This window comes from uncultured Pseudophaeobacter sp. (assembly GCA_905479575.1).
Lineage (GTDB): Bacteria > Pseudomonadota > Alphaproteobacteria > Rhodobacterales > Rhodobacteraceae > Pseudophaeobacter.
Genome location: CAJQNB010000013.1, coordinates 1 through 26,841, shown reverse-complemented (window position 1 = coordinate 26,841; position 26,841 = coordinate 1). Strand labels below are relative to the sequence as shown.

At 57.8% G+C, this 26,841-nt stretch carries 28 protein-coding genes and 1 pseudogene; 15 read left to right on the top strand and 14 right to left on the bottom strand.

The annotated features are described in order from the left end of the window. The first annotated feature begins 68 nt into the window (after positions 1 to 68). Positions 69 to 1,379: an FAD-binding oxidoreductase gene (locus QZ268_RS04570; RefSeq protein ID WP_295448707.1), complete on the top strand. Its 1,311-nt coding sequence runs from the start codon at positions 69 to 71 to the stop codon at positions 1,377 to 1,379. A gap of 240 nt (positions 1,380 to 1,619) precedes the next feature. After that, on the top strand, positions 1,620 to 2,831 hold the full coding sequence (locus tag QZ268_RS04565; protein ID WP_295448704.1) for an aminotransferase class I/II-fold pyridoxal phosphate-dependent enzyme: 1,212 nt from the start codon (positions 1,620 to 1,622) through the stop codon (positions 2,829 to 2,831). Between the two features lie 189 nt (positions 2,832 to 3,020). Here QZ268_RS04565 and phaR read toward each other — a convergent pair whose 3' ends face one another. Beyond that, complete coding sequence (gene phaR, locus QZ268_RS04560; RefSeq protein WP_295448702.1) at positions 3,021 to 3,596, bottom strand: polyhydroxyalkanoate synthesis repressor PhaR; 576 nt, start codon at positions 3,594 to 3,596, stop codon at positions 3,021 to 3,023. Positions 3,597 to 3,808: 212 nt separating this feature from the next. Between phaR and QZ268_RS04555 the strand changes: the two genes are divergently transcribed. Next, the gene (locus tag QZ268_RS04555; RefSeq protein ID WP_295448699.1) at positions 3,809 to 4,681 is read left to right on the top strand and encodes an NAD-dependent epimerase/dehydratase family protein; all 873 of its coding nucleotides are present in this window, start codon (positions 3,809 to 3,811) and stop codon (positions 4,679 to 4,681) included. Positions 4,682 to 4,874: 193 nt separating this feature from the next. Here QZ268_RS04555 and QZ268_RS04550 read toward each other — a convergent pair whose 3' ends face one another. After that, entirely contained in the window at positions 4,875 to 5,318 is a 444-nt protein-coding gene (locus tag QZ268_RS04550; RefSeq protein WP_295448695.1) for a phasin, PhaP, read from the bottom strand. A 130-nt stretch (positions 5,319 to 5,448) separates the two neighbouring features. Beyond that, a complete protein-coding gene (gene phaC, locus QZ268_RS04545) occupies positions 5,449 to 7,254 on the bottom strand; it encodes a class I poly(R)-hydroxyalkanoic acid synthase (protein ID WP_295448692.1) in 1,806 nt (601 codons plus the stop codon). A gap of 145 nt (positions 7,255 to 7,399) precedes the next feature. Between phaC and phaZ the strand changes: the two genes are divergently transcribed. Together phaZ and QZ268_RS04535 are read left to right on the top strand one after the other, a co-directional pair. Further along, positions 7,400 to 8,698, top strand: a complete 1,299-nt coding sequence (phaZ, locus tag QZ268_RS04540) for a polyhydroxyalkanoate depolymerase (RefSeq protein WP_295448689.1) — start codon at positions 7,400 to 7,402, stop codon at positions 8,696 to 8,698. Positions 8,699 to 8,702: 4 nt separating this feature from the next. Then, positions 8,703 to 9,275, top strand: a complete 573-nt coding sequence (locus tag QZ268_RS04535; RefSeq protein WP_295448685.1) for a DUF6151 family protein — start codon at positions 8,703 to 8,705, stop codon at positions 9,273 to 9,275. Positions 9,276 to 9,374: 99 nt separating this feature from the next. On the opposite strand, the gene QZ268_RS04530 is transcribed toward QZ268_RS04535, so the two are convergent. The 3 genes from QZ268_RS04530 to QZ268_RS04520 form a co-directional block, all read right to left on the bottom strand. Then, positions 9,375 to 10,118, bottom strand: a complete 744-nt coding sequence (locus QZ268_RS04530; protein WP_295448682.1) for an alpha/beta fold hydrolase — start codon at positions 10,116 to 10,118, stop codon at positions 9,375 to 9,377. A 199-nt stretch (positions 10,119 to 10,317) separates the two neighbouring features. Then, entirely contained in the window at positions 10,318 to 10,743 is a 426-nt protein-coding gene (locus QZ268_RS04525) for a VOC family protein (RefSeq protein WP_295448792.1), read from the bottom strand. 70 nt (positions 10,744 to 10,813) lie between these two features. Next, on the bottom strand, positions 10,814 to 11,554 hold the full coding sequence (locus QZ268_RS04520; RefSeq protein WP_295448679.1) for an alpha/beta hydrolase: 741 nt from the start codon (positions 11,552 to 11,554) through the stop codon (positions 10,814 to 10,816). Between the two features lie 195 nt (positions 11,555 to 11,749). On the opposite strand from QZ268_RS04520, the gene QZ268_RS04515 reads away from it, so the two are divergent. From QZ268_RS04515 to QZ268_RS04490, 6 genes are all read left to right on the top strand, one after another. Continuing rightward, positions 11,750 to 12,757, top strand: a complete 1,008-nt coding sequence (locus tag QZ268_RS04515) for a DUF4105 domain-containing protein (RefSeq protein ID WP_295448676.1) — start codon at positions 11,750 to 11,752, stop codon at positions 12,755 to 12,757. 205 nt (positions 12,758 to 12,962) lie between these two features. Continuing rightward, positions 12,963 to 14,909 (top strand): threonine--tRNA ligase, encoded by a 1,947-nt coding sequence (thrS, locus tag QZ268_RS04510; protein ID WP_295448673.1) that lies wholly within the window; start codon positions 12,963 to 12,965, stop codon positions 14,907 to 14,909. A 233-nt stretch (positions 14,910 to 15,142) separates the two neighbouring features. After that, the gene (locus QZ268_RS04505) at positions 15,143 to 15,448 is read left to right on the top strand and encodes a DUF2282 domain-containing protein (RefSeq protein WP_295448670.1); all 306 of its coding nucleotides are present in this window, start codon (positions 15,143 to 15,145) and stop codon (positions 15,446 to 15,448) included. Positions 15,449 to 15,655: 207 nt separating this feature from the next. Beyond that, positions 15,656 to 16,546 carry a DUF692 domain-containing protein gene (locus QZ268_RS04500; protein ID WP_295448667.1) on the top strand — a complete coding sequence of 297 codons (891 nt, stop codon included), beginning with the start codon at positions 15,656 to 15,658 and terminating at the stop codon, positions 16,544 to 16,546. Beyond that, complete coding sequence (locus QZ268_RS04495) at positions 16,543 to 17,328, top strand: DNA-binding domain-containing protein (RefSeq protein WP_295448664.1); 786 nt, start codon at positions 16,543 to 16,545, stop codon at positions 17,326 to 17,328. Before QZ268_RS04500 ends, QZ268_RS04495 begins: the two co-directional genes overlap by 4 nt. Positions 17,329 to 17,332: 4 nt before the next feature. Further along, positions 17,333 to 17,896 carry a DoxX family membrane protein gene (locus QZ268_RS04490; protein ID WP_295448661.1) on the top strand — a complete coding sequence of 188 codons (564 nt, stop codon included), beginning with the start codon at positions 17,333 to 17,335 and terminating at the stop codon, positions 17,894 to 17,896. Positions 17,897 to 17,985: 89 nt separating this feature from the next. On the opposite strand, the gene QZ268_RS04485 is transcribed toward QZ268_RS04490, so the two are convergent. Beyond that, positions 17,986 to 18,303: an ArsC/Spx/MgsR family protein gene (locus tag QZ268_RS04485; protein ID WP_295448658.1), complete on the bottom strand. Its 318-nt coding sequence runs from the start codon at positions 18,301 to 18,303 to the stop codon at positions 17,986 to 17,988. Positions 18,304 to 18,534: 231 nt separating this feature from the next. Here QZ268_RS04485 and QZ268_RS04480 point away from each other — a divergent pair, with 231 nt between their 5' ends. Further along, positions 18,535 to 18,753: a cold-shock protein gene (locus QZ268_RS04480; RefSeq protein WP_295448655.1), complete on the top strand. Its 219-nt coding sequence runs from the start codon at positions 18,535 to 18,537 to the stop codon at positions 18,751 to 18,753. 184 nt (positions 18,754 to 18,937) lie between these two features. Here the strand turns inward: QZ268_RS04480 and QZ268_RS04475 are convergent, their stop codons facing one another. Both QZ268_RS04475 and QZ268_RS04470 read right to left on the bottom strand, forming a co-directional pair. Then, positions 18,938 to 19,426, bottom strand: a complete 489-nt coding sequence (locus QZ268_RS04475) for a dihydrofolate reductase (RefSeq protein WP_295448652.1) — start codon at positions 19,424 to 19,426, stop codon at positions 18,938 to 18,940. 84 nt (positions 19,427 to 19,510) lie between these two features. Further along, positions 19,511 to 20,344 carry a thymidylate synthase gene (locus QZ268_RS04470; RefSeq protein WP_295448649.1) on the bottom strand — a complete coding sequence of 278 codons (834 nt, stop codon included), beginning with the start codon at positions 20,342 to 20,344 and terminating at the stop codon, positions 19,511 to 19,513. 322 nt (positions 20,345 to 20,666) lie between these two features. Here QZ268_RS04470 and QZ268_RS04465 point away from each other — a divergent pair, with 322 nt between their 5' ends. Beyond that, positions 20,667 to 21,095 (top strand): VOC family protein, encoded by a 429-nt coding sequence (locus tag QZ268_RS04465; RefSeq protein ID WP_295448646.1) that lies wholly within the window; start codon positions 20,667 to 20,669, stop codon positions 21,093 to 21,095. Between the two features lie 238 nt (positions 21,096 to 21,333). Here the strand turns inward: QZ268_RS04465 and QZ268_RS04460 are convergent, their stop codons facing one another. The 3 genes from QZ268_RS04460 to QZ268_RS04450 form a co-directional block, all read right to left on the bottom strand. After that, a complete protein-coding gene (locus tag QZ268_RS04460; protein WP_172684845.1) occupies positions 21,334 to 21,831 on the bottom strand; it encodes a winged helix DNA-binding protein in 498 nt (165 codons plus the stop codon). Between the two features lie 71 nt (positions 21,832 to 21,902). Further along, positions 21,903 to 22,172: a succinate dehydrogenase assembly factor 2 gene (locus QZ268_RS04455; RefSeq protein ID WP_295448641.1), complete on the bottom strand. Its 270-nt coding sequence runs from the start codon at positions 22,170 to 22,172 to the stop codon at positions 21,903 to 21,905. A 10-nt stretch (positions 22,173 to 22,182) separates the two neighbouring features. Next, positions 22,183 to 22,584 carry a helix-turn-helix transcriptional regulator gene (locus QZ268_RS04450; protein ID WP_295448638.1) on the bottom strand — a complete coding sequence of 134 codons (402 nt, stop codon included), beginning with the start codon at positions 22,582 to 22,584 and terminating at the stop codon, positions 22,183 to 22,185. Between the two features lie 99 nt (positions 22,585 to 22,683). On the opposite strand from QZ268_RS04450, the gene QZ268_RS04445 reads away from it, so the two are divergent. Together QZ268_RS04445 and QZ268_RS04440 are read left to right on the top strand one after the other, a co-directional pair. Then, positions 22,684 to 23,886, top strand: coding sequence for a pyridoxal phosphate-dependent aminotransferase (locus QZ268_RS04445; RefSeq protein ID WP_295448635.1), 1,203 nt, complete (start codon positions 22,684 to 22,686; stop codon positions 23,884 to 23,886). Positions 23,887 to 23,904: 18 nt separating this feature from the next. Beyond that, complete coding sequence (locus QZ268_RS04440) at positions 23,905 to 24,318, top strand: hypothetical protein (RefSeq protein ID WP_295448632.1); 414 nt, start codon at positions 23,905 to 23,907, stop codon at positions 24,316 to 24,318. A gap of 44 nt (positions 24,319 to 24,362) precedes the next feature. Here the strand turns inward: QZ268_RS04440 and QZ268_RS04435 are convergent, their stop codons facing one another. Then, the gene (locus tag QZ268_RS04435; protein WP_295448629.1) at positions 24,363 to 25,757 is read right to left on the bottom strand and encodes an MATE family efflux transporter; all 1,395 of its coding nucleotides are present in this window, start codon (positions 25,755 to 25,757) and stop codon (positions 24,363 to 24,365) included. Positions 25,758 to 25,863: 106 nt separating this feature from the next. Continuing rightward, positions 25,864 to 26,729, bottom strand: a pseudogene (gene ppk2 / locus QZ268_RS04430) (polyphosphate kinase 2). Positions 26,730 to 26,841 lie beyond the last annotated feature (112 nt).

The window sequence follows — 26,841 nt, the reverse complement described above, 5'->3', positions numbered from 1 at the left end:
GAATATTTATGGAAAGATAAAGAGCTGCTGGCAGCCCCTGGGCGCCAGAGCTTTCAAAGAGGTATGCGATGGGACTAAATTTGCTCCACTCCAATGATCGCAAGGGGCAGTACCCCAACAGCTGGTATGCCGCGACCGCGACGCCTCTTGCGCGGTTTTCTGCCCTGTCAGGGGACGCGCGCGCCGATGTCGTCATTATCGGTGGCGGCTTTACCGGGTTGTCGGCGGCGTTGCACCTGGCCGAGGCGGGCATGAAGGTGACCCTGCTGGAGGCTCATCGTGTTGGCTTTGGCGCCTCTGGTCGCAATGGTGGTCAGCTTGGCAGCGGCCAGCGCATGGATCAGGAAGGGCTTGAGGGCTTTGTTGGCAAACAAGAAGCGCAAAAGCTCTGGCGGCTGGGGGAAGAGGCCAAGGATCTGGTCAAATCCCTGATTGCCAAGCACGATATTCAGTGTCACCTGCGCCCCGGTGTTGCCTGGACCGCCTCCAACAGCCGCGACAGCATGCATTTGCATGATTACGGCCGTCATCTTGAAGATCGCTATGGCTATGATCAGATCGAGTTGCTCTCGCCTGAGGCCTGCCATCAGATGTGCCCCTCCCCTGATTACAAAGGCGGCATTCTGGATCACGGTGCCGGCCACCTGCACCCGCTCAATCTGGCGCTTGGCCTGGCCCGCGCAGCGGCGGCGGCCGGTGCTTCGCTGCACGAGGAAAGTGAAGTTCTGGACATCCAGGAGGGCGCCGAGGTGCGGGTCAAAACCGCCACCGGAGAGGTTCGCGCCGATCATCTGATCCTCGCCTGTAACGGCTATCTGGGCGGGCTGAACCGTCAGGTCGCCGCCAAGGTGATGCCGATCAACAACTTTATCGTCGCCACCGAACCGCTCGGCGATGCGGCAGACAAGGTTCTGGGGCGAGATGTCGCTGTGGCGGATAGCAAATTTGTGGTCAACTATTTTCGCCTCAGCCATGACAAACGACTGCTGTTTGGCGGCGGCGAAAGCTATGGCTACCGCTTCCCCTCAGACATCAAGGCGGTGGTGCGCAAACCCATGACAGAGATCTTTCCACACCTGAAAGACGTGCGCCTAGACTATGCCTGGGGGGGCACATTGGGGATCACCATGAAGCGCATGCCCTATCTCGCGCGCCTGGGTGAAAATGTACTCTCTGCCTCAGGCTATTCCGGCCACGGGGTGGGCACAGCCATCCATGCCGGCCAGCTGATTGCCCAGGCGATCCAGGGCCAGGCCGAGGGCTTTGACACCATGTCCCGCGTGCCTGCCCCGCGCTTTCCAGGCGGTCCCGCCATGCGGTCTCCGCTGTTGGCACTGGCCATGACCTGGTTTGCCCTGCGTGATCGCCTCGGGATTTAGCGAGGACCCAAACAGGTCTGATTTAGGCTCAACGCCCTGCTCAGCTATGTCTGCGCAGGGCGTTTACAGTTTTGCAGCAGGCCTTCTCGCCGTCGTGGTAAAACCAGAGTGGTGCCATGGGGCGCCATGCAACAAATTGGTGAAATTTCACCGACCCCAAGACCGAAGGATCGGCTTTCTCTTGGCTTATCTGTTCAGTTGTTTTATATTTATCAAATCCAGAATTCAGGAACTTGAAATATGACAAAGGCACCTAATGTTCACGCCGCCGAACCCATTCCGGAAGCCGCGCGTATCGCACTTGACGAACTGATGCAGTCTGGCGATCTGTTTCGTTATACAGCCCCCGAGGATGCGCCGGTTGCGCTGCTGGAACAGGAATTCGCGGCGCTTCTGGGCTGTAAATATGCTTTAGCTGTCTCGTCTTGTTCCGCCGCCCTATTCCTGTCTCTCAAGGCCCTGAACCTGCCCCGCGATGCCCGCGTATTGATCCCCGGCTTCACCTTTGCAGCGGTTCCTTCTTCGGTGATCCATGCCGATTGCGTGCCGGTGCTTTGTGAAGTGGGCGAAAACTACCGCATTGATATGGCAGATTTTGAGACCCGGCTTGGCGATGACATTTCCGCGGTTATCATCAGCCACATGCGTGGCCATACCTCTGATATGGATGCTATTCTGGCGCTCTGCGAGGCGCGTGGCATCCCAGTCATCGAGGACGCGGCCCATTCGCTTGGCACCACCTGGAATGCCCGTAATATTGGTACACTGGGCCAGATCGGCTGTTTTTCGTTTCAATCCTACAAGATGATCAACGCCGGCGAAGGTGGCATCCTGATCACCAATGACGCCGAGCTGGTGGCCCGTGCAGTGATCATGTCCGGCGCTTACGAGCACAACTGGCAAAAGCACAAAGCCCCACTGGGCGACAACAGCACAGACCTGGAAGACGCCTTTGCCAAATGGCAAAACCAGCTGCCGCTGTATAATCTACGGATGAGCAACCTGTCCGCCGCGGTCATTCGCCCACAGCTGCCAGAGCTGGCGCGCCGGGTGCGGGACGGGCTGAAAAACCACGACTATGTGGCGGCACAGCTGAATGCCTCGCCCTACTTTGATGTCCCCGCCCCTCTGGCCCCAGAACAGCGTGCGCCAGATTCCATCCAATTCAACCTGGTGGGCATGACGGATGAGCAAATCACCGCCTTCTCCGAGGCAACCGCCCAGGCTGGCGTCAAGGTGCAGATCTTTGGCCGCTCTGCGGACAATGCCCGGGCCTTCTGGAACTGGCAGTTCATTCAGGACCTGCCAGAGCTGCCGCAAACCCGTGCCATGCTGATGCAGGCCTGCGACGTGCGCCTGCCGGTGCGCCTGACCAAGGAAGAGCTGGATGTGGTTGCCGGAATTCTGGTTGATGCCGCAACCACAACCATGGCCAGTGCTGCTGCAGCCTGATCCTTTTAGGACCCGGCAAAATCACGCTGCCGCGCCGCGCTCTGCGCGGCGCCAGGCCCAACGGGAGGAGATCCCATAGGGATCTTCCGACGGGCGGGAGCCCCCCCCCATTTTGTCTCACTCTTATAGCACACAAAAAAAGGCTCTGATCGGATCAGAGCCTTTCTACTTCAGATAGTTAACCCAAGCCTATTTCAACTTGGACAGCTTGTCCTGCAGTTCTGACAGTTGGCGTTTGATCGCATCCAGATCCTCTCCCTCGCCGTCCTTTTCAGTCTCCGCTTCTGGCGTGGTCGTGCCACCGCCCCAGCCCCCGGGGAGACCACCAGGCAGGCCAGCGGTCATCGCCTTCAAAAACGCTTCCTGCTGCACCTTCATCGCGTCAAATCCCGGGATCTGCGACATCGGGTTCATCGCCGAGATATTCTCTACCATCTGAGACTGACTGTCGCGCAGCATATCAAAAGAGGCCTGCAGGAACTGTGGCATCACCCCACCGCCCGGCTGCATGTAACTGCGCACCAGATCGTTCAGCACATTAACCGGCAGGACATTTTCACCGCGGCTTTCGTGTTCGGCAATAATCTGCAGCAGGTACTGCCGCGTCAGATCATCGCCGGACTTCAAGTCAACAATCTGAACTTCACGCCCTTCCCGGATGAACCCCGCAATATCCTCTAAGGTGACATAGTCGCTGGTCTCAGTGTTGTACAAACGCCGGCTGGCGTAACGCTTGATCAGCAGGGCTTTTTCCTGATCGGCCATACTGTCCCTCCCCGGACATGATGCAATGCAGAAAAGACTATGCGAGCGCAGAACAAAAGAAAAGCCTGCAGAACCGCCTTCCTCGACGACAGCCCTGGCAGCCCGGAGCTTTGGCTCGAAAATCGCGCCTCTGGATCTTCCGTAAAAAGCCCTTGAGCTAAACTTAGCTTGAGGTTTTATACCATGCCCTACACCATCACAGGAGTCCTGGTTTGAACATTTTGATCCTTGGCGGCACCGGCTCCATTGGCAGCGCCGTCACCGCAGAACTGGTTGCCTACAATCATACTGTCACTGGCCTGTGCCGCTCTGACAGGTCAGCTCAGAAACTCGCGGCTCTGGGCGCCCAGCCCTGGCGCGGAGATCTGCGGAGCCCGGCCAGTTGGCGGGCGGCGCTGCGCGAAGTGGATGTGGTTATCCAGCTGGCCACAAGTTTTGAAGAGGACATGGGCGCAGTCGATGCCGCCGCCATTGAGGCCATAAGACAGGAAGCGCACCACCGCAGTTCTCCCCTGCGGGTGCTCTATACCGGGGGCTGTTGGCTTTATGGGGAAACCGGCAACCTGGCCGCCTCTGAAACCAGCCCAAGGCGGCCAATCCCGGCCTTTGCCTGGATGGAAAAAAACGCGCTGGCGTTGTTACAAGACCCCAAGGTCAACAGCTGCATTGTTCACCCAGCCATGACCTATCACGAAGACGGTGGCGGTGTGTTCTCTCGTCTGCTGACACAGGCAGCAACGGGTCTGCCGCTGGAGGTTTGGGGCAGTATTCACACCCGCTGGCCGCTGGTGCATCGCCGGGATCTGGCCCGCGCCTATCGCCTGCTGGCAGAGCACTCAGAGCTTTGCGGCCACTACAATGTTGCGGCCCAGAATGGCGTGCCCTTGCGCGAGATTCTGGACGAGATCATTCGACGGCATCCCCATGATGGGGCCTATGTGGTCCGCAACCGCAAATATGTGATGTTTAAATACGGCACCTGGGCCGAGGGCCCAACCCTGGATCAGCAAATGAGGGCCGATAAGATCCAGACCGCCTGCGGCTGGCAGCCAGAAATCAGTGATTTCACCCAGGCGGCGTTTTAGCCTTTGCACCAGTTTGGCCGGGCGGCCAGTCTGGTTGGGTAGCCAGTTGGTCGGAAATACGGTTTGGTCGGAAATACCGGCGACAACAAAAAAGGACAGGTCAAACGACCTGCCCTTTTGGACACGTAAGATGGGGATCATATGCAGGGAGGAGCCGTGATCTCGCTCTTCGTGATCAGCCCATTTGGGCTGCTTATTTAGCGGCTGCTTTTTTAGCGGCAGTGGTCACTTCGGACGTCGCTTTTTTGACAGCGGCAGAGGCTTCTTCGCCCATATCTTTGCCTGCGGCCATCAGCAGTTCAACGGTTTCCATCTGCACTTTTTTTGCAACTTCAGCAAAAGCGGCCATGTTTTCAGCGGCAACTTCAGCAGAGGCGCTGGCGAAATCGGTTGCCGACTTTGCATACTCAGACGGATCTGTCTGAGCTTTGGAAACGCCGGACATCTTTGCCAGGGCGTCTTTTGTCCATTTGCTGGAGATTTCCGAGGACTGCTCAGCAGCACCCAGAACAACTGCGCTCAGCTTTTCGTTCAGCGCGGCAGTGTTTTTGAACGCTTCTTCCATGGCGGATGTATCCACCGGAAATGCGCCCATCATGTCTTTCATCATAGCGGTAAAATCTTGGGTCTTAGCCATTGTACTGGTTCCTCTGTTTGCATCTCGGGACCACCCCGCGTTTCAGCATGAGGAATATATACTTTCTGCATCGCAGCATTTCAAGAAAATAATGCTGCGATGCAGAATAAATTACCGTAAATCCACAAAATCAATCATTTGCACGGACACGCACATAGCTGCCAGGAGCCGGTTCCAGCACTGGATTATTCGAATCACCAGGGGTGCGCGCCGGAACCTGCTTGCCAGAGCGCTTCTTCAGCCAGCTCTCCCAACGCGGCCACCAGGAGCCTTCGTTGAAGGTCGCCCCTTCCATCCAGGCTTCGGGGGCCAGTTTCAAGTCATCGTTGGTGTAGTGACCATATTTGTTGCGGCTGGGCGGGTTAACGATGCCGGCGATATGACCGGACTGCGATACGATGAAGGTTTTGCTGCGCCCCCCCATCTGCTGCACACCCTTGTAACAATTGCGCCAGGGCGCGATGTGGTCCGTTTCACAGGTGATCGCCATCAGCGGGATATCTACATCCTTGAGATGCAGCGTCTCGCCAAAAAGCTCAAAACCGCCATCGGCAAACTGGTTGCCCTGGCACAGCCCGCGCAGATATTCCTCTGCCATCTTGCCCGGCAGGTTGGCGCCATCGCCGTTCCAATACAGCAGGTCAAAGGCGGGCGGGGTCTCCCCCAGCATATAGCTGCGGATGGCCGGACCATAGACCAGATCATTGGCCCGCAGGAACGAGAAGGTGCGCGCCATAATGTAGGAGGGCAGAATACCGTCCTCGCCAATCTCCTCAACAATAGCATCGACAAAATCGTTCTGCAGGAAGGGGGTGAAATCCCCCTGATCGGAAAAATCCGTCAACGCAGTAAACAGCGTTGCCGACTTTACCGATTTATCGCCACGCTTTTTCATCAAAGCCAGCACCAGGCTAAGCGTGGTACCCGCGATGCAATATCCGATGGCGTTGATCTGTTTGACCTTGCAGATCTCCTTGGCCTTCTCAAAGGCGGTCAGGAAGCCTTCTTCGATATAGTCTTCCATGCTGACATCGGCATAGTCCCGGTTGGGATTGACCCAGGAGACCACAAACAGGGTATAGCCCTGTTCCGTCACCCATTTGATCAGGCTGTTCTGCGTTTTTAGGTCGAGGATGTAGAATTTGTTGATCCAGGGCGGGAACAACACGATGGGGGTTTCGTGCACCGTCTCGGTGGTCGGGTGATACTGGATCATCTCCATCATCCGATTGCGATAGACCACCTCGCCGGGGCTGGTGGCAATATTGCCGCCGATCTCAAAGGCGGTTTCATCCGCCAGTCGCACCACCAGCTCACCATTGTTGGACTCAAGATCGTTGACCAGGTTCTGCAACCCATCAATCAAAGAGGTGCCCTCGGTCTCCAGCGCCTTTTCCAGCGCATCCGGGTTGGTGGGCAGGAAATTGGTCGGCGCCATCATGTTGATGATCTGATCGGAGAAATATTGCAGCCGGTGACGATCAATGGCGTCCAGATCATCGACCTGGGCCACGGCCTCGCGAATTGCCTCGGCATTGGTCAGGTACTGATGTTTTACAAAGCTAAAATAGGGGTTGTTTTCCCACATCGGATTGCCAAACCGGCGGTCTTGCGATGTCTGTGGCGCGGTGTCGTCATGGCCCTGTGCAGCCAGAACTTTCTGGGCCTCGGCAAAGTTCAGCACAGACTTGCCCCAAAACTCGACCTGCTTTTCCATCAATTTGGCAGGATTTTGCAGGAGTTCGGCCCAATAAGAGGTTGCTGCACGTGCAAACAGCTCCTGATTCGGACCGTCCAAACCAGGGTTGTGCCCTTTCCGATTTGCCATGATCTCGACCATTTTCTTAGAGAGCTGGTCAACTCGCTCCATATTTTCCTTAAGGCGTTCAAGGTGTTCTGGCGAAGTGCCATGGTCCAGCGCGTCACTTGTTGTCATCTTAAGGAATCCCCCATACTCTTTCTGCTGTGCAGAATACTGGTAACCCCATGTTACGCCAAAGCGACGAAAGGTCCGAGGCCCTGCATTATTTCCGCCCCCAGTTGTGGGATTTAAATCGGCGGGCAGACAAAAGGAAAGCCATATGCGTTTTATGATGTCTTACGACTTGATGGAAACCGCCCGGAATATGAACCAATGGCTGGGCGCCAGTGCCTTGTCGATGGCCTCCTACCCCGCCTTTTCAGCGATCCCCAACCCAGCACTGAGCTGGATGGCCGGCTGGGGCGAAGTCACCGAGCGCACCTTTCAACGTATGACCGTTAAACCCGACTGGGGCATCCACAGCTTCACCTGTGAGGACGGCAAAGACCATCTGGTCGAAGTCACCCCGGTTGTTGAACGCGATTTTGGCGATCTGCTTCACTTTTGTGTCGCCGGACGCAAAGAACAGCCCCGCAAGGTTCTTGTTGTTGCACCGATGTCTGGCCACTATGCAACCCTGCTGCGCTCCACCGTCACCAGCCTGCTGGTGAACTGTGAAGTCTATATCACCGATTGGCATAACGCCCGCGACATTCCGGTCTCTGCTGGCAAGTTCGACATCGAAGATTACACGCTTTATCTTGTTGATTTCATGCGCGAACTTGGCCCCGACACCCATGTGGTAGCGGTCTGTCAGCCAGCGCCGTTGACCCTGGCGGCAACCGCCTATCTGGCGGAGCAGGACCCTGATGCACAGCCCTCTTCGCTGACCCTGATTGGCGGTCCGGTAGACCCGGATGCCACCCCTACAGAGGTCACCGACTTTGGGCGCCGCGTCACCATGGGCCAGCTGGAAGAAACCATGATCCAGCGGGTTGGTTTCAAATACAAAGGCGTCGGCCGCAAGGTCTATCCCGGCCTGCTGCAACTGTCCTCATTCATGTCGATGAACATGGACCGTCACTCGCAGGCCTTTAGCGATCAGATCCAGCGTGCCAGCCGTGGCGAAGCTTCGGATCACGATGCCCACAATCGCTTTTACGATGAATATCTGGCAGTGATGGATATGACGGCAGAGTTCTACCTCTCCACCGTCGAGCGGGTGTTCAAATCCCGTGAAATCGCCCGCAATGAGTTCATCGTTGATGGCCACAAGGTTGATATGGGCGCGATCACCGATGTGGCGGTGAAAACCGTTGAAGGTGCCAATGATGACATCTCGGCGCCGGGCCAGTGTATTGCAGCGTTGGATCTGTGCACCGGCCTGCCGGACAGCAAAAAAGCCAGCCATGTGGAACCAGGTGCCGGCCATTATGGCATCTTTGCCGGTCGCAGTTGGCGCGACAATATCCGCCCCCTGGTCATTGATTTCATGGATGCAAACAGCCGCAAACCCAAAGCCGCTGCAAAACCCAAGGCAACCAAGGGTCAGGCCAAACTCTCAGCTGTAAAAAGCTGATACCATGAGCAACGGGAAGTTTGACTTTTCCTGCTCCTGCGGCAGTTTTGCCGGGCATGTTTCAGCGCAGGGGCAAAAATCCGGACTGCGAATTTTATGCCATTGTCCGGATTGTCGCGCGGCGGAGCTCTATCATCATAGGCCCGACCCGGTTGAAGGTGTCGACCTGTTTCAACTGGCACCGCAGGCCATCACCATCAGCAAAGGCGCAGAGCACCTGCGCCTGTTGCGCCTTGGCCCCAAAGGCCTGTTTCGCTGGTATGCTGGCTGCTGTGGCACACCCTTTGCCAATACGCTGGCAAAACCGCAACTGGCCTTTGCCGGACTGCGGACAGATATCTTTGAAGACAAAGATGCACTGGGCAAGGTCAAGGCCGAGGCCCATGTCCCGCGCCCAGGCAAGCCGCCGCGTAGCAAAGGCATGGCGCGCATGGTCTACGGAATTTTCTCCCGTATGATAACCGCGCGCCTGTCTGGTCTTTGGCGGGAAACGCCCTTTTTTGATGTGGAAACCGGCAAGCCGGTAGCAGAGCCAGAGGTGCTGTCAAAAGAGGCCCGCGCCAAGCTCTACCCATAGGGCCCCGATTGAGGGCCGCCGCTTGGGTGTCCCCACCTGATGGCGCAGCCTGATCGCTCAGCCTGCGCACTAGGCACCTCTCAAGTTGGCGATTAAAGCTCAGGCTCCGCTTCTGCCAGCCTTGGCCGGGGCAGCCAGCCACTGCGACAGTGCGCGATTGACTGCTTCGGGTTGTTCCAGCCCTGGCAAATGCCCAGCGCCAGCAATGATTTCAAGCCTGGCATGAGGGATCAACTCCGCCAGGAATTCATGTCGTTTGACCGGCGTCAGGCGGTCATATTCCCCACAAAGAATAAGCGTCGGTACCCGACAGCGCCGTGCTGTCGCCTGTTGGTCAAGCCGGCGCTGCAATGCCCGGCTTTGATCAACAAACAGCTCCGCCCCCAAATCCAGCCCCATCGCACGCACCAGATTGAGGATATCCAACCGGCGCGCCCCCGGCGCCAGCACCTCTGGCGGCAAGGAAAGCTGCAGCGCCTTTTCCAGCCCCCCGGTACGGGCACTGACGATCAAGGGCTCGCGCATGGCGGCCTGATCCGGCGTTTCAGACAATGGGGTTGTCGCCATCAGGCAAAGCCGGGTGATCCGCTCCGGGGCACGGCGCAAAATCTCCAGCGCCACGATCCCGCCCATAGATAGGCCAACCAAGGCAAATTTTGCGGGTAGCATTGACAGGATATGCGTCGCAATATCGTCAATGCGCGCCCCACCATGCAGAGGAGCCACCATAACCGGAGCCTGTACCGACAGGGCCTGAAGCTGCGGCGTAAAGACCCGCGCATCACACATCATACCCGGCAAAAACACCACCGGCTCGCGCCCCCAATTCCCTGCTTGTTCCATGCCGTCCTACCTTTATCGCGTTGATCCGCAAACACTCTCTGCTTTGGATAGCCGCTGAAATGTCAAATCAATCTCGCGCGTTTCACACTCACTCTTGCGGTGACTTGCCTTTGGGAGCAAGAGAAATCCCCTCCTGCTCTACAACCAAACATAGATCTCCGGCAGCCCCCAATGGCGTTGGGGCACCGCCGAGCAAAAATCAGTAGCCATTCCAGCGAAACGCGCCATTGTCGGCCAGCGGTGAAAACGGGTTATGCGCCACTTCCCAGATATGACCACCGGGCGCTTTGAAATAGCCGATATAGCCCCCCCAAAACACCTCGCCGCCCGGACGCAGAATTTCCCCGCCAGCCGTCTTGGCAAGCGCCAGCAAATCGTCCACCTCTTCGCGGCTGCGGGTATTATGGCTGAGTGTCATCGCGCCAGTGCCCAGAGCCTCAACCGGCAGTCCGATGTCCTCTGCCAGTTTGTCCAGAGGATAAAGCCCCAGCGTCTGCGAGATCAGATCAAAAGCAACCACGCCATCCGGGCTCTCAACGGCCTGCCAGCCAAGCGCGGCATAAAAGGCGGCAGCCTTTTCCACATCCGGCACCCCGAGGGTGATCAAACTCACCCGTTGTTCCATACTCATGACCTCTCCTTTCTACTCAGTATTGCGCAGTCGGTTCCTGGAATCCGCCCCAACGGACAACCGGCTAAAGCAACTCGGATATGGATGTTTCGATCAGTTTCAGACAGGCGTCATCCGAAAACCGATGATCCGCATCCTTCACCAGGTTTAGCCGCATGTCCACACAGGAAGCGTGCTCCAAAAGCCGCAGCGCGGTGTCCGTCGAAACGGCCGTATCCGCCGTCCCCTGCAGGCAACGCACCGGGAAGGGCAAGTCCAGCGGCTGCCGCAGGACCAGTCGATTGCGCCCATCTTCGATCATGCGTTTGCTGATGCGGTATGGCTCCATGTAGTCGCTGGGCAGCCCAACGTACCCCTGCGCCTCCAGCTCAGCCTTCTGTGCTGAACTGAAGCTGGCCCAATAGCCGTCTTCGGTGAAATCAGGCGCCGCGGCCACGGTCACCATGCCCTGAATACGCTCTGGCATGACCTTAGCCAGCAACAGCGCCTGCCAACCGCCCATGGAGGAGCCGACAATCAGCAATGGCCCGGTGGTCAGAGCCGAGACGGCCGCAATGGTATCTTCATGCCAATCCCCAATGCAGCCCTCTTCAAAGCGCCCCGAGCTTTCACCATGGCCGGAATAGTCGAACCGCAGAAACCCGAGCCCAGCTGCCTTGGCCCAGGCCTCCAGATGGATTGCCTTGGTTCCCTCCATGTCAGATTTGAGCCCCCCAAGGAAGACCAGCGTCACCCCCGCTCCGGCATGCGCGTGATAGGCAATCGAGCGCCCCTGCTCGGTGGTCAGAAACTTTGGTGCCGCCATATCTGTGCTCTCCCTCATTGGTGCTTGTCGGATCAAGATGTGTCACGCAATGGGCAAGGCTGCAATTGTCAAAACAGCCTCGCTACCAAACGCCCCCCCCAGACCGGACAACGGCCAGCCTTGCCCCCTTGGTCCAGAGCTTCTAGGTTACAGCAGATGGCCAGCCCCTGCTCGCGGCTCCTCCAAGGATCTACTATGACACAGATATTTTACCGCGGCGGCCTTGCTGTGCTCTGCCTGACGATTGTCCTGTCCGGATGCTGGGCCGCACTGGCCCTGTGGTACCGGCTGCCGTTTGGCACCGCCACGCGCCTGATTATTGCCACCGGGTTTGCCCTGCTGGCGCTGGCCGTGATCTTTGGTCTCTTTCGCCCCCGGCGGCTGCGTGGCCTTGCCACCTATTGTCTGGCGCTGGCAGCGGTGATCACCTGGTGGATCAGCCTCACGCCGCCGGCGGATCGAAACTGGGCCAAAGATGTGGAGCGTCAGGTGACCGGACAGCTCAGCGGTTCAACCCTCACCCTGGAGAACATCCGCAACTTTACCTGGCGCAGCCCGACGGAATTTGACGCCAACTGGGAAACCCGCAGTTACGACCTCGACCAACTGGAAAGCGTCGATCTCTTCCTGTCCTATTGGTCCGGCAAAACCATCGCCCATATGATCATCAGCTTTGGCTTTGCCGATGGCGAACAGCTCGCCTGGTCCGTGGAGGTCCGCCGCCAGATCGGTGGGGGCTTTTCTCCCCTGGCCGATATGTTCAAAACCAACACCCTGTCGCTCATCGCCGCAGATGAGCGTGACCTGCTGGGCACCCGCACTAACGCGCGGGGCGAAGATGTCCAGCTCTACCGCACAAACACCAGCCCGCAAAAGGCCCGCGCCCTGTTGTTGCACTATGTGACAGCTGCCAACCAACTGGCGGCACAGCCCCAGTGGTACAATTCGCTCTTTTCCAATTGTACCACTGTGGTGTTTCAAATGATCCGCACAATTGTGGGCGATGTCCCACTGGATTGGCGGGTCATCGCCAATGGCTACCTGCCTGAGTACGCCTATGACGCTGGCGTTCTCAACAGTCGCCTGCCGCTGCAGGAGCTGACCGAAAAGGGGCGCATCACTGCGCGTGCCCAGGCGCATGGCATCACCCCCGACTATTCCCAAATCATCCGCCGGGGCGTGCCCTCCCCACTGCACAAATAAACTAGGAATACTGCCCAGGATTTGGAGAACCAGCCCCCAGGGTTTCAATTGCCCCCTCGGACTTTTGGTCGCTCCACATCTTACCGACCTCACTCTTGCCAATCCCGATCTTGACAGGGCCAGGCGCACCTGCGAAATCAGCCTCATCACATAACCCGCAACCGGGCGTTCAGTGGGCGCCAAACCGACGAGGAGCAGCCAAACCATGGCCCAAATCTCTCTCACATTTCCCGATGGCAACGCACGCAGCTATGAGGCCGGCATCACCGCCGCCGAAGTTGCCGCCGACATCTCCACCTCGCTGGCGAAAAAGGCCATTTCAGCCACCCTTGACGACCAGCACTGGGACCTGCAGTGGCCAATACAGGGCGACGCCGCCATTGCCCTGCACACCCTCAAGGATGAGCCCCAGGCGAATGAGTTGATCCGTCACGATCTCGCCCATGTCATGGCCCGCGCCGTGCAGGAGCTTTGGCCCGACACCAAGGTTACCATTGGGCCGGTCATTGAAAACGGCTGGTACTATGACTTTGACCGGGCAGAGCCTTTCACCCCGGAAGATCTCGGCGTGATCGAGAAAAAGATGAAAGAAATCATCAACAAACGCGAGCCTGTGCGGACCGAGGTCTGGGAGCGTCAGCGCGCCATTGATTTTTACACCGCCAATGACGAGCCCTATAAGGTCGAGCTGATCGACGCCATTCCAGGCGACGAACCTCTGCGGATGTATTGGCATGGCGACTGGCAGGATCTGTGCCGTGGCCCACACCTGCAGCACACCGGGCAGCTGCCGGGGGACGCCTTCAAACTGATGTCGATCGCTGGCGCCTACTGGCGCGGTGACAGTGACCGCGCCATGTTGCAACGGATCTACGGCGTGGCCTTTACCGGCAAGGAAAAACTCAAGGCCCATCTCACCATGCTGGAAGAGGCCGCCAAGCGCGACCACCGCAAGCTGGGCCGCGAAATGGACCTGTTTCACATGCAGGAAGAAGCCCCCGGCATGGTGTTCTGGCACCCCAATGGCTGGCGCGTCTACACCCAGCTTCAGGACTACATGCGCCGCATGCAGGACAGCCACGGCTATGTGGAGGTCAACACCCCGCAGGTGGTGAACCGCAAGCTGTGGGAGGCCTCGGGCCACTGGGACAACTACCAGGAAAACATGTTCATCGTTGAGGTCGACGAAGACCACGCCCGCGAAAAGGCAGTGAACGCGCTCAAGCCAATGAACTGCCCCTGCCACATCCAGATCTTCAACCAGGGTCTGAAATCCTACCGCGACCTGCCGCTGCGCATGGCGGAATTCGGCTCCTGCAACCGCTACGAGCCCTCCGGTGCCATGCATGGCATCATGCGGGTGCGCGGCTTTACCCAGGATGACGGCCATATCTTCTGCACCGAGGATCAGGTCGAATCCGAGACCAAGGAATTTGTCTCCTTCCTCGCCAAGGTCTACAAGGACCTCGGGTTTGAGACCTGGCGCGTCAAACTCTCCACCCGTCCCGAAAAACGGGTCGGCAGCGAGGAAAGCTGGGATCAGGCCGAGGCGGCGCTTGCGGCGGGTATTCAGGCGGCGGGCTACGACTACGAGATCCAGGAAGGCGAAGGCGCCTTTTACGGGCCAAAGCTCGAATTCGTGCTCACCGATGCCATTGGCCGCGACTGGCAATGCGGCACGCTGCAAATCGATCCCAACCTGCCGGAGCGTCTGGACGCCAGCTATATCGGTCAGGATGGCGACAAGCACCGCCCGCTGATGCTGCACCGGGCCACCCTGGGCTCATTCGAGCGTTTCATCGGCATTTTGATCGAAGAACATGCCGGCAAGCTGCCGTTCTGGCTGGCCCCGCGCCAGGTTGTTGTCGCCTCCATTACCTCGGACGCGGATGACTATGTGCAAGAGGTCGTGGCCGAGCTGCAGGCAGCAGGCGTGCGGGCTGAGGCAGATATTCGCAATGAAAAGATCAACTACAAGGTCCGCGAGCATTCCCTCGGCAAGGTGCCGGTGATTCTGGCCATTGGTCATCGCGAAGTGGAAGAGCGCACCGTCTCGATCCGCCGCCTTGGCGAAAAGCAGACCCGTGTCGACAGTCTCAAAAATGTTACAAAGGCGCTAAAGCTCGAAGCGACCGCGCCCGACCTTTTGTAACATTTACCCATAAAAGCGCATTTGGCGGCCCCCATCTGGGGGCCGTTTTGCTTTGAATTCCGCTAATTTCATTTATTTTCAGACACCTATACTGTATGCTTTTGTCACATAGGCTGACGCAGCCGTGAGACACGCTCTCGTGACTTAAACTCTCCCTCACATCGGGTTAGGTTTTTGGTGTCAACAAGACAGCGAATAAACAGCGCAAGACCAACACAAAAGGAATTCATGATATGTCGAAAACTTCCAAATCTTTCGCCGTTGCCAGTGCCGTAGCCGCCGCTCTGACCGCAGCCGCCACCATGCCTGCCGCCGCCGCCACAAAGGAAAAGTGCTATGGTGTATCCCTTGCCGGTCAAAATGACTGCGCCGCGGGTCCCGGCACAACCTGCGCCGGCAGCTCGACCGTTGATTATCAGGGCAACGCCTGGACCCTGGTCGACGCGGGCACCTGTGCCGACGTCGAACTGCCCGACCTCGCCGATGGCACCAAGCGCACTGGCTCGCTGGAAGCCCTAGAGCGCGATCTGCCTGCATAAGTCAGCGCTTTAAACAAACCCCAAGAGGCCGGTGACGACGCTGGCCTCTTGGCTCCCTCCTCTGCCGCCTGACTGTCCGAATGGGCCCCCTGCCTGACACTCTCTGCAGACCATCGCATGTGGCTGTTTGCTCAAATGTTTTTTCCTGACCTCCTCCTGCTTTGACCTGATCTGTCCGGTTCGGGTCCGACTGATATGAGATCTGCCATGCTTCACCCCCGCACCGCTCCCTCCCTGCCCAATGCCCCCGGCGTTGGCTACAAACCGCAGCATTTTGCTGAGATCATGGAACAGGCTGACCCGGTGCAATGGCTGGAGATTCACGCCGAAAACTATATGGGCGCGGGCGGGCGCCCCCTGGCCCAGCTGCGCCACCTAGCCAAAAAATTTGCCATCTCGGTACACGGTGTTGGTCTGTCGATTGGTGGAGAGGCCCCTCTGGACCCAGAGCACCTGGCCCGCTTGAAACACCTGCTGGGCTGGCTTAATCCAGCCAGCTTTTCCGAACATCTCGCATGGTCGACCCATGAGGGACAGTTCTACAACGACCTGCTGCCGCTGCCCTATACCGATGCAACGCTCGACCGGGTCTGCAGCCATATTGATCAGCTGCAAGAGGCGATCGGCCGCCCAATGATGCTGGAAAACCCTTCCAGTTACCTCGCCTTTGCCGAGAGCACCTGGTCAGAGCCGGATTTTCTGGCTGAGATCAGCCAACGCACCGGCTGCGGATTGCTGCTGGACGTGAACAATGTCTTTGTTTCGGCCACCAATCTGGAGTTCTCTCCGCAGGGCTATATTGATGCCTTTGCCTTGGACAAGGTGGGGGAAATCCACCTTGGGGGGCACGACGAAGATACCGATGATCAGGGACGGCCGCTGTTGATCGACAGCCATGGCCACGCCGTGGTCGATCCTGTCTGGTCCCTGCTGGACTACACGCTTGACCGCGCCGGTCCCAAGCCAGTGCTGATTGAATGGGACACAGATGTTCCTGACTGGCCCACCCTGGCTGCCGAAGCGGAACGCGCCGCCTTTGCCCTTGCCAGCCTCCCCACCACGACCACAGCCACCGCAACACAGCACGTTCCGGCATGAGCAGAACCACAAAACCCCAGGGACCTGCGGTCGATCAGGCCCAGTTCATCACAGCGCTGATGGATGCTGCCGTGCCGGTGCCCGCCGGTCTGGTTGATCAGGCGGCAGAAGCGGCAGGTCGGCGGTTTTCCGTTTACCGCAATAATGTCGCGGTTTCGCTGACCGAGGCCATGCACAGCGCCTTTCCGGTGATTGCCAAGCTTTTGGGGCGTAAAAACATGGATGGATTATCCGGTCTTTATCTGCGCGCCCATCCCCCCAGCTCGCCCCTGATGATGTTCTATGGCGCTGAGTTCCCCGCCTTTCTGGAAGGCATGCAGCAGCTGGATCATCTTGGATATCTTGGGGATGTCGCCCGGCTGGAACTGGCCCTGCGCCACGCCTATCACGCCGCCGATGCCACAGCCATTGACCCGTTGCAGCTGGCTGGCCTGTCAGAGCAGAGCCTGTTGCAGGCCAGGCTTTGTCTTGCCCCGGCGCTGCATCTGCTGCGCTCCCCCTGGCCGATCCATTCGATCTGGCGCTTCAACACCGAAGAAAAGGCGCCAAAACCGCAGGCCGGCGCCGAGGCCGTGGTGATCACCCGCCCCGAATACGACCCCCTGCCGCAGGTGGTCAGCGCCGCGGATGCCGCCTGGATTGAGGCTTTGATGCGGGGGGCCAGCATTGGCGAGGCCCTCGGCCAAGCCCAGGACCTAGATACTGATTTTGACCTCAGCTCCCCACTCACCCTGTTGTTGCAGGGCGGAGCAATCACTCGACTTGAAGAAAGCAAAGGGTAACAACATGCACGCACTTGTCACCATTCATAACGCCGTTTTTGGCCTGGTAGAAAAGGCTGGCACCTGGGTGCTGCCGCTGGCGGCACGCTTTGTCTTTGCCGCCACTCTGCTGCTCTACTATTGGAATTCTGGCCTGACCAAGCTGGGCGACGGCATTTTGGGCCTGTTCAGCCCGTCTATTGGCGCCTACTCCCAGATCTTTCCCAAACAGCTCGAAGCCGCGGGATATGATGTGTCCCAATTCGGCATCTTTCATCAGCTGGTTGTTCTGGCAGGCACATATGCCGAATTCATCCTGCCCCTGTTGATCCTGCTGGGCCTGTTCACCCGCTTGGCGGCGCTGGGAATGATCGGATTTATCATCGTGCAGTCGCTGACCGACGTCATTGGCCACAATGCCACCGATGCAAAAACCCTGGGCGCCTTGTTCGACCGCTTCCCGGATAGCATCATCCTGGATCAACGTCTGTTCTGGGTCTTTGTTCTTGCCGTTCTGGTGATCAAAGGCGCAGGCGCGCTGTCCTTGGACCGGATCATCAAGCGCCGCCTTGAAACTGAGGCGATGTAATCTTTCATAAAGCACGAATAAAGGCGCCCTGCTCCCGGCAGCGGCGCCTTTTTTATGTCTTAACACGACCGCCCCAAAGCCCCGCGGTTTCACACCTTCAGCAAGGCCGCCTGTGTTGCCTTGTCCCAGCCCAGAAACAGGCCATCAGCGGTCTGAATCAATGGACGTTTCATCAAGGTCGGATGCTGTTGCAACAGGTCAATTGGTGCGCCGGCGCGCTCCTCTTCGCTCAGCCCGCGCCAAGTGGTTGACCGGGTATTTACCACTTTGTCGCCAAACTGCGCCAGCGCCTCTGCCAACAGCTCTGTTGGCACCCCTTCGCTTCGGACATCCACCAGGCCCGCGTCAGGCAATTGTTTCAACGCCTTACGACAGGTATCGCAGTTCTTTAAGCCATAAAGGATCATCAATTTTCCTTCCTCAGCGTGGCAATGAGCACAATCTAAAGAAGAATACCCATAGCCACTTGATTTATTTTCCCTGCATGCAACAGTTGCAACAGGGCTGACACACAGGTCGGCACTGGTGTGGCCTGCATGTCAGCAGACTACGTTTGAAAACAATGGGCTGCCTGTCGCAAACCCCGAAATTCTCTGGGCTGCCCCAGAACAACACATAAGTAGAAGGAGACACGGGAAATGCCAAGTGGCACCGTGAAATGGTTTAACACAACCAAAGGATTTGGCTTCATTGAACCCGACGGCGGCGGAAGTGACGTCTTTGTGCATATCTCTCAGGTTGAGCGGTCCGGCCTTACTGGTCTCGCTGACAATATGAAAGTTGACTATGAGCTCACCGAGGGACGCGATGGCCGACAAATGGCGGGAGAAATCAAACCCCTTCAGAGCTCTAACTAATCTGAGAGACGCGCCCTGGGGCCTTGCCCCAACCGCACGGCCTGCTGGTTCAAGCCTCTGCACATGCGCGTTGCCGACAGTGCGCCCCTTCAGCGGTTGCTTGGAGGCAGCTTGCGTTCAGCAACGCTCAAATCCGCTCCCAGCCGACCGTCAAGACTTAGGCAGGAACGGGTAAAGCGCCCTCTTAGCGGCCAGAATGGATGCGCAGATATTCCACCATGACGCAGGCCGGATCTGCGGGGCGCAGCTGGGTGTCGCCTTGCCGTTGCCACTCCGCCTCTGGTATCTCAGGAAAGAACGTATCTGCGCCCTCGACCTCTACCGCGACCTCGGTAATCAACAGCCGATCCGCGATCTGCATCATTTCGCGGTAGATCCCCGCGCCCCCGATCCCGTAAACCCGACGATAGCCCTGGGCATAGGCCGCAGCAACGGCCTCAGTGACTGAGCCATGCACCTCATCTGCTGCCTCGGGGTTGGAAGAAACCACCAGGTTCAGGCGGTTTTTCAAGGGCTTGAACGGCAGACTGTCCCAGGTGTTGCGCCCCATGACAATGGCCCCGCCAAGGGTTTCACGCTGAAAAGCCTTAAGATCCTCGGGGGCATGCCAGGGAATGGTATTGTCCTTGCCAATGGCGCCATTGCGGTCGCGGGCAACAATTAGGGTAATCATTCTACGGTCTGCCTTGAAACAGGGCCCCGCCTGCGGTGGGGGTGGATGAAACGACAAAAGGCGAGCGGCGCCTGACGAGCAGTTTTACACTGCGACGGGGGCCTTGATGCCCGGATCGGGATCATAGTTCAGGACCTCAAAATCATCATAGGTAAAATCAAAAATCGACGAGACCTGCCGTTTGATCCGGATCTGTGGCAGCGGCTTAGGGCTGCGCGACAGCTGTAGTGCCACCTGGTCCTGATGATTTGAATAGATATGCGCATCGCCAAAACTGTGGACAAAGTCCCCCGGCTCATAGCCCGTCACATGGGCCAGCATCACCTGCAACAAGGCGTAGGAGGCAATGTTGAAGGGCACCCCAAGAAACATATCCGCCGAACGCTGATACAGTTGCAGATGCAGCTTGCCGCCTAACACCCGAACCTGCCACAGCGTATGGCAGGGCGGCAGCGCCATATCTGGCACATCGCCAGGGTTCCAGGCGGAAACAATCAGACGGCGGCTGTCTGGGCTGGTTTTGATCATCTCTACCAGGTCGGCGATCTGATCAACCGAACCAGCGCGATAGAGCGGCTCATCCCCGGTGGTGCCGGGCACCAGCTCCAGTTTTGGAAAGCTGCGCCACTGGTGGCCATAAACCGGCCCGAGGTCACCGTTTTCATCGGCCCATTCGTCCCAGATCGAGACCCCATTGTCTTTGAGATACTTGATATTGGTATCGCCGGACAGGAACCACAAAAGCTCATGTATGATTGAGCGCAGATGCAGCTTTTTGGTGGTCACCAGCGGAAAACCATCCGCCAGAGGGTATCGTGTCTGCATACCAAAACAAGAGATCGTACCGGTGCCAGTGCGATCGCTGCTGGGCACCCCGGTTTCCAGAATTTGGCGCAAGGCCGCGTGATATTGCTGCACAGTGATCCCTCTTTGACACTCGATGCCTGTCCTGCAGTCATAGCGGGGAGTGACCCCAAATAACAAGCCGATGCGTCGCGGCGGATTGGCACCAGTTGCACAGTCATGCAGCACACATAGGGCGCGAAAGGCGGCGGTGGCCACCGTTCTGCCTTCACGTCCTGGCGCCTACATGTGGAAACTCCAAGCCTTCCGGCCCTGCGAATCGATTGGATCTGGCCTATAGTGCGGGCAAGTTGTACCAAGCAAAATAAACTCTCCGAAAAATCTTCGCCCTCACACCTTGGGCGAGGAGATGTCAAACGATCAAGGATCCTCGCACATGGCGCTTACTTATTTGCACGTAATGGTTCGGGTGAAAGACCTGGAAAAATCCAGAGCATTTTATGAACTTCTGGGACTGCGCGAAACCCGGCGCTACGACAGCGAAAAGGGCCGTTTCACCCTGCTCTATCTGGCTGCCCCCGGTCAGGAAGAAACCCCGGTTGAGCTGACCTATAACTGGGATGGCGACGAGGGCCTGCCGAGTGACAGCCGTCACTTTGGCCATCTCGCCTATGGGGTCGATAATATCTATGAAACCTGCCAGTTTTTGCAGGACAACGGCGTCACCATCAACCGCCCCCCCCATGACGGGCGCATGGCCTTTATTCGCTCGCCCGACAATATCTCAATCGAGCTGCTGCAAAATGGCGAGGCACTGGAGCCAGCAGAGCCCTGGTCCAGCATGGCAAACACAGGCCACTGGTAAGACCGGCCACTGGTAAAACCAGCCCCGGCGTTCTGCCTTTGCGATAACAGGCAGGCAGATATAAGAACGCACCGCCAGTCCGGTTAGGACTTTGCGGTGCGTTTTATAGCGAACCCGAGTTCTTCAAGTCTAGATGCGACTGGTGTTCAGCCGAATCAGGATTATTTGGATATGGGCGGTGCATTTCTTGCCCACCCAGGTCTTTTCTCAGGGAGCTTTTGCCCCCAAAGATCTGTTTTTAATAGATATAGCGGATCTGATCCGACCAATACCGTTCCACACGCTTCAGCGAGCTTGTGATGTCAGCGATGCCTTCGCGGCTGATAACATCCTTGCCCTCTAGGCCTTCGGCGTGGCGTGCAAAGAGGCCCGCGACGATATCGCGGATCTCGCGACCGCGTGGCGTCAGGCGAACCCGAACAGACCGGCGATCAATCTCGCAGCGCTGATGGTGCATATAGTCCAGCTCAACCAGCTTTTTCAGATTGTAGCTGACATTGCTGCCCTGATAATAGCCACGGCTCTTGAGCTCACCGGCAGTGACTTCATTGTCACCAACGTTGAACAAGAGCAGTGCCTGCACTGCGTTTATTTCCAGAACGCCGACGCGTTCGAACTCATCCTTGATAACATCCAACAACAGCCGGTGCAGTCGCTCCACCAGTGCCAGCGCTTCAAGGTAACCAGTCATGAACCCTTTGCGGTCCTGCTGGCCGATTGGCATTTCCATACTCATTCGCATCTCCGACTCGAGTTTGCTCAGGAGAGAATGCAGAAAATTCCCCAAAAATGCGTTAAGCTGGTTTTTTATTTAGTTTGATGGGTTTGTGCGACTTCCCTGATCAGAGCCTCATAAGAGCTGGGGGCAGCAACCTGCCCTGTCACCCACTGATAGAGATCCTGATCGTTCTCGTGCAGCATCTGATCATAGAGATCCAGCTTGGCCGCATCCATCGCAGGCAAGTTGGCATCTGCATAGGCAGTGAGCAGAATATCCATTTCTTTAATGCCGCGACGCATGGACCGCATCTTTAGACGCTTGAGGCGATGTTCGTGCAATTCCGTCGTTTCAGTCATCCAATCAGCCTCACGTAGACGCGGCACTCTGCACCAGTGTGCGAAGCTTCTTTTCCAGCCGTGCGGCGCGCTCGGCATTGCTGCGCATCTCATTGCGCAGGGCGCGCAGCTCATTCAGCACACCGGCAAAATCGCCCACCGCAAGATCCACATCTGCGGGTTCCGACATCCCCTCGCCCTCGCCGGTCAGCAACCAGGACATCGAGACATTCAACAGCCCCGATACCATCGACAGCTTGTTGGCGCGTGGTTCAGACAGATCCTGTTCCCAGCCCATCAGAGTGGACTTCTTGATCCCAAGGCGTCGCGCCAGCTGTGCCTGGGTCATATCGGCGGCCTCGCGGGCGGCGGCGACACGATCGCCAAATGTTGCTGCCTCTGGTCCGAACCAATCTGTTGTTTCGTCAGACATTTGCCATCTCCGTTTCTGCTCTTTGTCAATGCTGCTTGATCGCAATTTGGTGGCACCCTATGACAGATACCAAGAACATTCAAACAAGGACCCGCAGCCATGTCTTTCCTCTCCAAGACCCTCGAGCGTGTAAAACCGTCGCCCACGATTGCGATTACTGCAATGGCTGCCGAGCTGAAAGCTGCTGGCCGGGATGTGATCGGGCTAAGCGCGGGTGAACCAGATTTTGACACCCCGCAGAACATCAAGGATGCGGCAAATGCCGCCATTGCTGCGGGCAAGACAAAATACACCGCCCCTGACGGCATCATCGAGCTGAAACAGGCCATCTGCGCCAAATTTGAGCGCGAGAATGGCCTGTCCTATGAACCGGCACAGGTCTCAGTTGGCACCGGCGGCAAGCAAACGCTGTACAATGCGCTGATGGCAACACTTAACCCCGGCGACGAGGTGATCATTCCAGCCCCCTACTGGGTTAGCTACCCGGATATGGTGCTGCTGGCCGGCGGCACACCTGTCGCGGTCGAGGCCAGCCTGGAAACGGATTTCAAACTGACGCCCGCACAGCTGGAAGCGGCGATAACGCCCAATACAAAATGGTTCATCTTCAACTCGCCCTCCAACCCCAGCGGTGCCGGCTATACTCGCGCCGAGTTGAAGGCCTTGACAGATGTGCTGATGCGCCATCCCCACGTCTGGGTGATGTCAGATGATATGTACGAACACCTGGTCTTTGATGGGTTCGAATTCACCTCTCCAGCGCAGGTGGAGCCCGGTCTGTATGACCGCACGCTGACCTGCAACGGAGTGTCCAAAGCCTATGCCATGACCGGCTGGCGCATTGGCTATGCCGCAGGCCCCCAGCATTTGATTGCTGCCATGCGCAAGATCCAGTCTCAGTCAACCTCCAACCCCTCTTCGATCAGCCAATGGGCAGCGGTTGAGGCGCTGAATGGCCCGCAGGATTTCCTCGCGACCAACAATGTCGCCTTCAAACGGCGCCGCGATCTGGTGGTGGCTGCTCTCAACGCCATCGACGGCGTGACCTGCCCCACACCAGAAGGCGCCTTTTATGTCTATCCGTCGATCAAAGGTCTGATCGGCAAGACAACGCCCAAAGGCACAGTGATTGAGGACGACAAGGCCTTTGCCACGGCGCTTTTGGCTGAGGCGGATGTCGCGGTGGTCTTTGGCGCGGCCTTTGGCCTGTCGCCAAATTTCCGGGTCAGCTATGCCACCTCGGACGAAGCCCTCACCGAGGCCTGCGCGCGTATTGCCGCGTTCTGCGCCTCCCTGACCTAAGCCAAAGGATCCAAGCTGATGGCTGCAACGCTGCCCGAGTATTTCTTTCGCGTGCGTGAAAACGGTGCTTTTGTGTTTCGGGTTGATACCGAAAACCGGCAGCGGCGCATCGACATGGATCAGATTGCAGCCATCAACATCCGCAACGGCGAGATCAAGCCACATGGCGGACGCGCCCTGTCAGACCAGGATCTGGCGGCGATCAAATCCTGGATGGCAGACCGGCGCGCGGTCCTGGCCGCACGGGACATAGATGACATCAAGCGGGCGGTGGATCACCTGAACCTCACCGCCCATTGGGCCCAGACCAAGGCCACCGATGAACAGCTCGAAGCTGTCACCGATGATCTGTTGCTGACCATGCATGACCTGCGCAGCGTCTTGGTGCGCAAAAAGGCAGATCGGCTCATCAAGGGACAAAAAGACGACTAAGCTCTGCAGCCCGCCCCGGCGTTTTAGCAAATCACTGTGGCGATTTACGCTGCAGGCTTTTCTTCTGTCAGCAGGATGGAATGGCGCCAAAAGCGCGACATCAGGAAGACACCAGCAAAGCAAAGCCCCAGCACCAGCCCCGACCAGACCCCGACGCCGCCCCAGCCAAAGGTAAAGCCAAAGAGATAAGAGGCCGGAACGCCAATCGCCCAATAGCTGAGCGCCGCAATCACCATCGGCCAATTGGTGTCCTGCACACCGCGCAGCAAGCCCAGCGCGATCACCTGCATACCATCCGCCAGCTGAAACAGGGCTGCCATCGCCAAGAGACCCGCCCCAACAATCAGGATTTCAGGCTTGTTGGGGTCCGTGGGGTCCAGAAACAGCGAAATCAGCGGGTCCGGGACCAATAAAAAGGCCGCACTGCCAAGCAGCGCCATGGCCAGCGACAGTAAAATCACCACCCGGGCGCCCAGCGCCATATGAGCGCGATCACGGCGCCCATAGGCGTTGCCGGCACGAATAGTGGCAGCATTGCTCAGGCCCAGATGCACCATGAATGTCAGCCCCGACAGCGTCATCGCCACGCCATGGGCCGCCAGCGGGATGGTTCCCAACCAGCCCATCATCATGGCGGAGGCGGCAAACAGGCTGACTTCGCTTAGATTTGTCAGACCAATGGGCATGCCCAATTTAAACACCCGGAAAAACATCTCCCAATCCGGGCGGTGAAAATTCTTTAACAGTTCATGCTCGGGCAGCACCCACAGTGCGTATGCTCCCACTGTCAGCAAGGACACCGACTGCGTCGCAATCGAGGCATAGGCCGCCCCGGCAATGCCCAGCTCTGGTGCGCCCCAGTTGCCAAAAATCAGCGCATAGTTCACCAGCCCGTTCACCACAGCCGCCAAAATGGTGATCCAAAGCACGATCTGCGTGCGCTCCAGCGCTGCCAGATAAGATTTCAACACCATGACCAGCAACGCCGGAAACAGTCCCCACCCCGCCAATTGCAAATAGGCAGAGGCCGGTCCTGCCACTTCTGGATTTTGTCCCAGCGCCAACAAGATATATTCTGAAAACAGCAGCACCGGCATCGCCGCCACAGCATAAAGCAGCGACAGCCACAGCCCCATGCGGGTGGCGCGGCGGATCTGGCGCTCTTCCCCGGCCCCGGCAGCGGCGGCCACCAGAGGCATTACCGCAAAGGCGAATCCTGCACCCATCAGGAAAAACACAAAGAAATAGGATCCGGCCAGTGTCACCGCCGCCAGAGCCTCGGCCCCGTACCAGCCCAGCATGAGCGAATCCGTCATGCCAATGGCATATTGCGCCACGTGACCGCCAACCAACGGAAAACCAAGCAAAGACACAGCCCGCAGGTGGCCGCCTTTGGTCATTCTGGATGTGGTAAGATGAGTGCTGGATTGATCTATCATAGGGCAGTCTTAGCAGGTACTGCGCCCCCGGCAAGTACCGACAGTGCTGCGCGCAATACTACCCCAATAACGCCCCCAGGCAGGGGGCGCTATCGCACTCAGTGTATCACGCTTTTGCGTCTGGATGCAGAGCCTTACCCAGAATGTGATCGGACCGATGAATCACATGATGCGCCTGGCCCACGATCAGTGGATCAGGGGCCTGAGCGATTGAGGGATCTTTGCCCGGGTAGTCCACTGTGCTCAGGAAATGTCGCATGCAATTCAGGCGCGCTCGTTTCTTGCAGTTGGATTTGACGACGGTCCAGGGCGCGTCTGCGGTGTCTGTGTAAAAGAACATCGCCTCCTTGGCCTCGGTGTAGTCATCCCATTTGCCAAGGCTGGCTTTGTCGATCGGTGACAGCTTCCACTGTTTCAGCGGGTCCGTTTCGCGGGATTGGAACCGGCGCCGCTGTTCGGCCTGAGTGACCGAGAACCAGTATTTATAAAGCCGCACACCAGACCGCACCAACATCCGCTCCAGCTCAGGTGTCTGGCGCATGAACTCGAGGTACTCATCCGGCTCACAAAAGCCCATGACCCGCTCGACGCCTGCCCGATTGTACCAAGAGCGGTCATAAAGAACAATTTCACCATTGGTAGGCAGGTGATTGATATAGCGCTGGAAGTACCACTGGCCACGCTCTTCGTCGGTGGGTTTATTCAAGGCAACAACCCGGGCCGAGCGCGGGTTCAGGTGCTCGGTAAAGCGTTTGATCGTCCCCCCTTGCCCGCAGCATCACGCCCTTCAAACACCATGGCGAATTTCTGGCCCGTGTCCTGCGCCCAGATCTGAACCTTCAACAGCTCTGCCTGCAGGCGCGCCTTCTCGGCCTCATAGGTCCGACGCGACATCTTACGCTTGTAGGGATAGCGCCCACTTTCAAAGACCCGACGGATATCTTCCGGTCGTGTCGCGAAGGTGGTGGAAATTTGAAGGTGGCGTAATCTCCGGGTGAACTGAACCCACCCAACCGGCGGCAGCAACCGCCAGGGAGATCACGCCATGAAGAACAATACCGACACTGCCGCGCTTTCGCTACTG

What these genes read in the sequence shown, in the direction of transcription:
- QZ268_RS04570 (WP_295448707.1), top strand. Translation starts at nt 69, where the DNA reads ATGGGACTAAATTTGCTCCACTCCAATGATCGCAAGGGGCAGTACCCC.
- QZ268_RS04565 (WP_295448704.1), top strand. Translation starts at nt 1,620, where the DNA reads ATGACAAAGGCACCTAATGTTCACGCCGCCGAACCCATTCCGGAAGCC.
- phaR (WP_295448702.1), bottom strand. Translation starts at nt 3,596, where the DNA reads ATGGCCGATCAGGAAAAAGCCCTGCTGATCAAGCGTTACGCCAGCCGG.
- QZ268_RS04550 (WP_295448695.1), bottom strand. Translation starts at nt 5,318, where the DNA reads ATGGCTAAGACCCAAGATTTTACCGCTATGATGAAAGACATGATGGGC.
- phaC (WP_295448692.1), bottom strand. Translation starts at nt 7,254, where the DNA reads ATGACAACAAGTGACGCGCTGGACCATGGCACTTCGCCAGAACACCTT.
- phaZ (WP_295448689.1), top strand. Translation starts at nt 7,400, where the DNA reads ATGCGTTTTATGATGTCTTACGACTTGATGGAAACCGCCCGGAATATG.
- QZ268_RS04535 (WP_295448685.1), top strand. Translation starts at nt 8,703, where the DNA reads ATGAGCAACGGGAAGTTTGACTTTTCCTGCTCCTGCGGCAGTTTTGCC.
- QZ268_RS04530 (WP_295448682.1), bottom strand. Translation starts at nt 10,118, where the DNA reads ATGGAACAAGCAGGGAATTGGGGGCGCGAGCCGGTGGTGTTTTTGCCG.
- QZ268_RS04525 (WP_295448792.1), bottom strand. Translation starts at nt 10,743, where the DNA reads ATGGAACAACGGGTGAGTTTGATCACCCTCGGGGTGCCGGATGTGGAA.
- QZ268_RS04520 (WP_295448679.1), bottom strand. Translation starts at nt 11,554, where the DNA reads ATGGCGGCACCAAAGTTTCTGACCACCGAGCAGGGGCGCTCGATTGCC.
- QZ268_RS04515 (WP_295448676.1), top strand. Translation starts at nt 11,750, where the DNA reads ATGACACAGATATTTTACCGCGGCGGCCTTGCTGTGCTCTGCCTGACG.
- thrS (WP_295448673.1), top strand. Translation starts at nt 12,963, where the DNA reads ATGGCCCAAATCTCTCTCACATTTCCCGATGGCAACGCACGCAGCTAT.
- QZ268_RS04505 (WP_295448670.1), top strand. Translation starts at nt 15,143, where the DNA reads ATGTCGAAAACTTCCAAATCTTTCGCCGTTGCCAGTGCCGTAGCCGCC.
- QZ268_RS04500 (WP_295448667.1), top strand. Translation starts at nt 15,656, where the DNA reads ATGCTTCACCCCCGCACCGCTCCCTCCCTGCCCAATGCCCCCGGCGTT.
- QZ268_RS04495 (WP_295448664.1), top strand. Translation starts at nt 16,543, where the DNA reads ATGAGCAGAACCACAAAACCCCAGGGACCTGCGGTCGATCAGGCCCAG.
- QZ268_RS04490 (WP_295448661.1), top strand. Translation starts at nt 17,333, where the DNA reads ATGCACGCACTTGTCACCATTCATAACGCCGTTTTTGGCCTGGTAGAA.
- QZ268_RS04485 (WP_295448658.1), bottom strand. Translation starts at nt 18,303, where the DNA reads ATGATCCTTTATGGCTTAAAGAACTGCGATACCTGTCGTAAGGCGTTG.
- QZ268_RS04480 (WP_295448655.1), top strand. Translation starts at nt 18,535, where the DNA reads ATGCCAAGTGGCACCGTGAAATGGTTTAACACAACCAAAGGATTTGGC.
- QZ268_RS04475 (WP_295448652.1), bottom strand. Translation starts at nt 19,426, where the DNA reads ATGATTACCCTAATTGTTGCCCGCGACCGCAATGGCGCCATTGGCAAG.
- QZ268_RS04465 (WP_295448646.1), top strand. Translation starts at nt 20,667, where the DNA reads ATGGCGCTTACTTATTTGCACGTAATGGTTCGGGTGAAAGACCTGGAA.
- QZ268_RS04460 (WP_172684845.1), bottom strand. Translation starts at nt 21,831, where the DNA reads ATGAGTATGGAAATGCCAATCGGCCAGCAGGACCGCAAAGGGTTCATG.
- QZ268_RS04455 (WP_295448641.1), bottom strand. Translation starts at nt 22,172, where the DNA reads ATGACTGAAACGACGGAATTGCACGAACATCGCCTCAAGCGTCTAAAG.
- QZ268_RS04450 (WP_295448638.1), bottom strand. Translation starts at nt 22,584, where the DNA reads ATGTCTGACGAAACAACAGATTGGTTCGGACCAGAGGCAGCAACATTT.
- QZ268_RS04445 (WP_295448635.1), top strand. Translation starts at nt 22,684, where the DNA reads ATGTCTTTCCTCTCCAAGACCCTCGAGCGTGTAAAACCGTCGCCCACG.
- QZ268_RS04440 (WP_295448632.1), top strand. Translation starts at nt 23,905, where the DNA reads ATGGCTGCAACGCTGCCCGAGTATTTCTTTCGCGTGCGTGAAAACGGT.
- QZ268_RS04435 (WP_295448629.1), bottom strand. Translation starts at nt 25,757, where the DNA reads ATGATAGATCAATCCAGCACTCATCTTACCACATCCAGAATGACCAAA.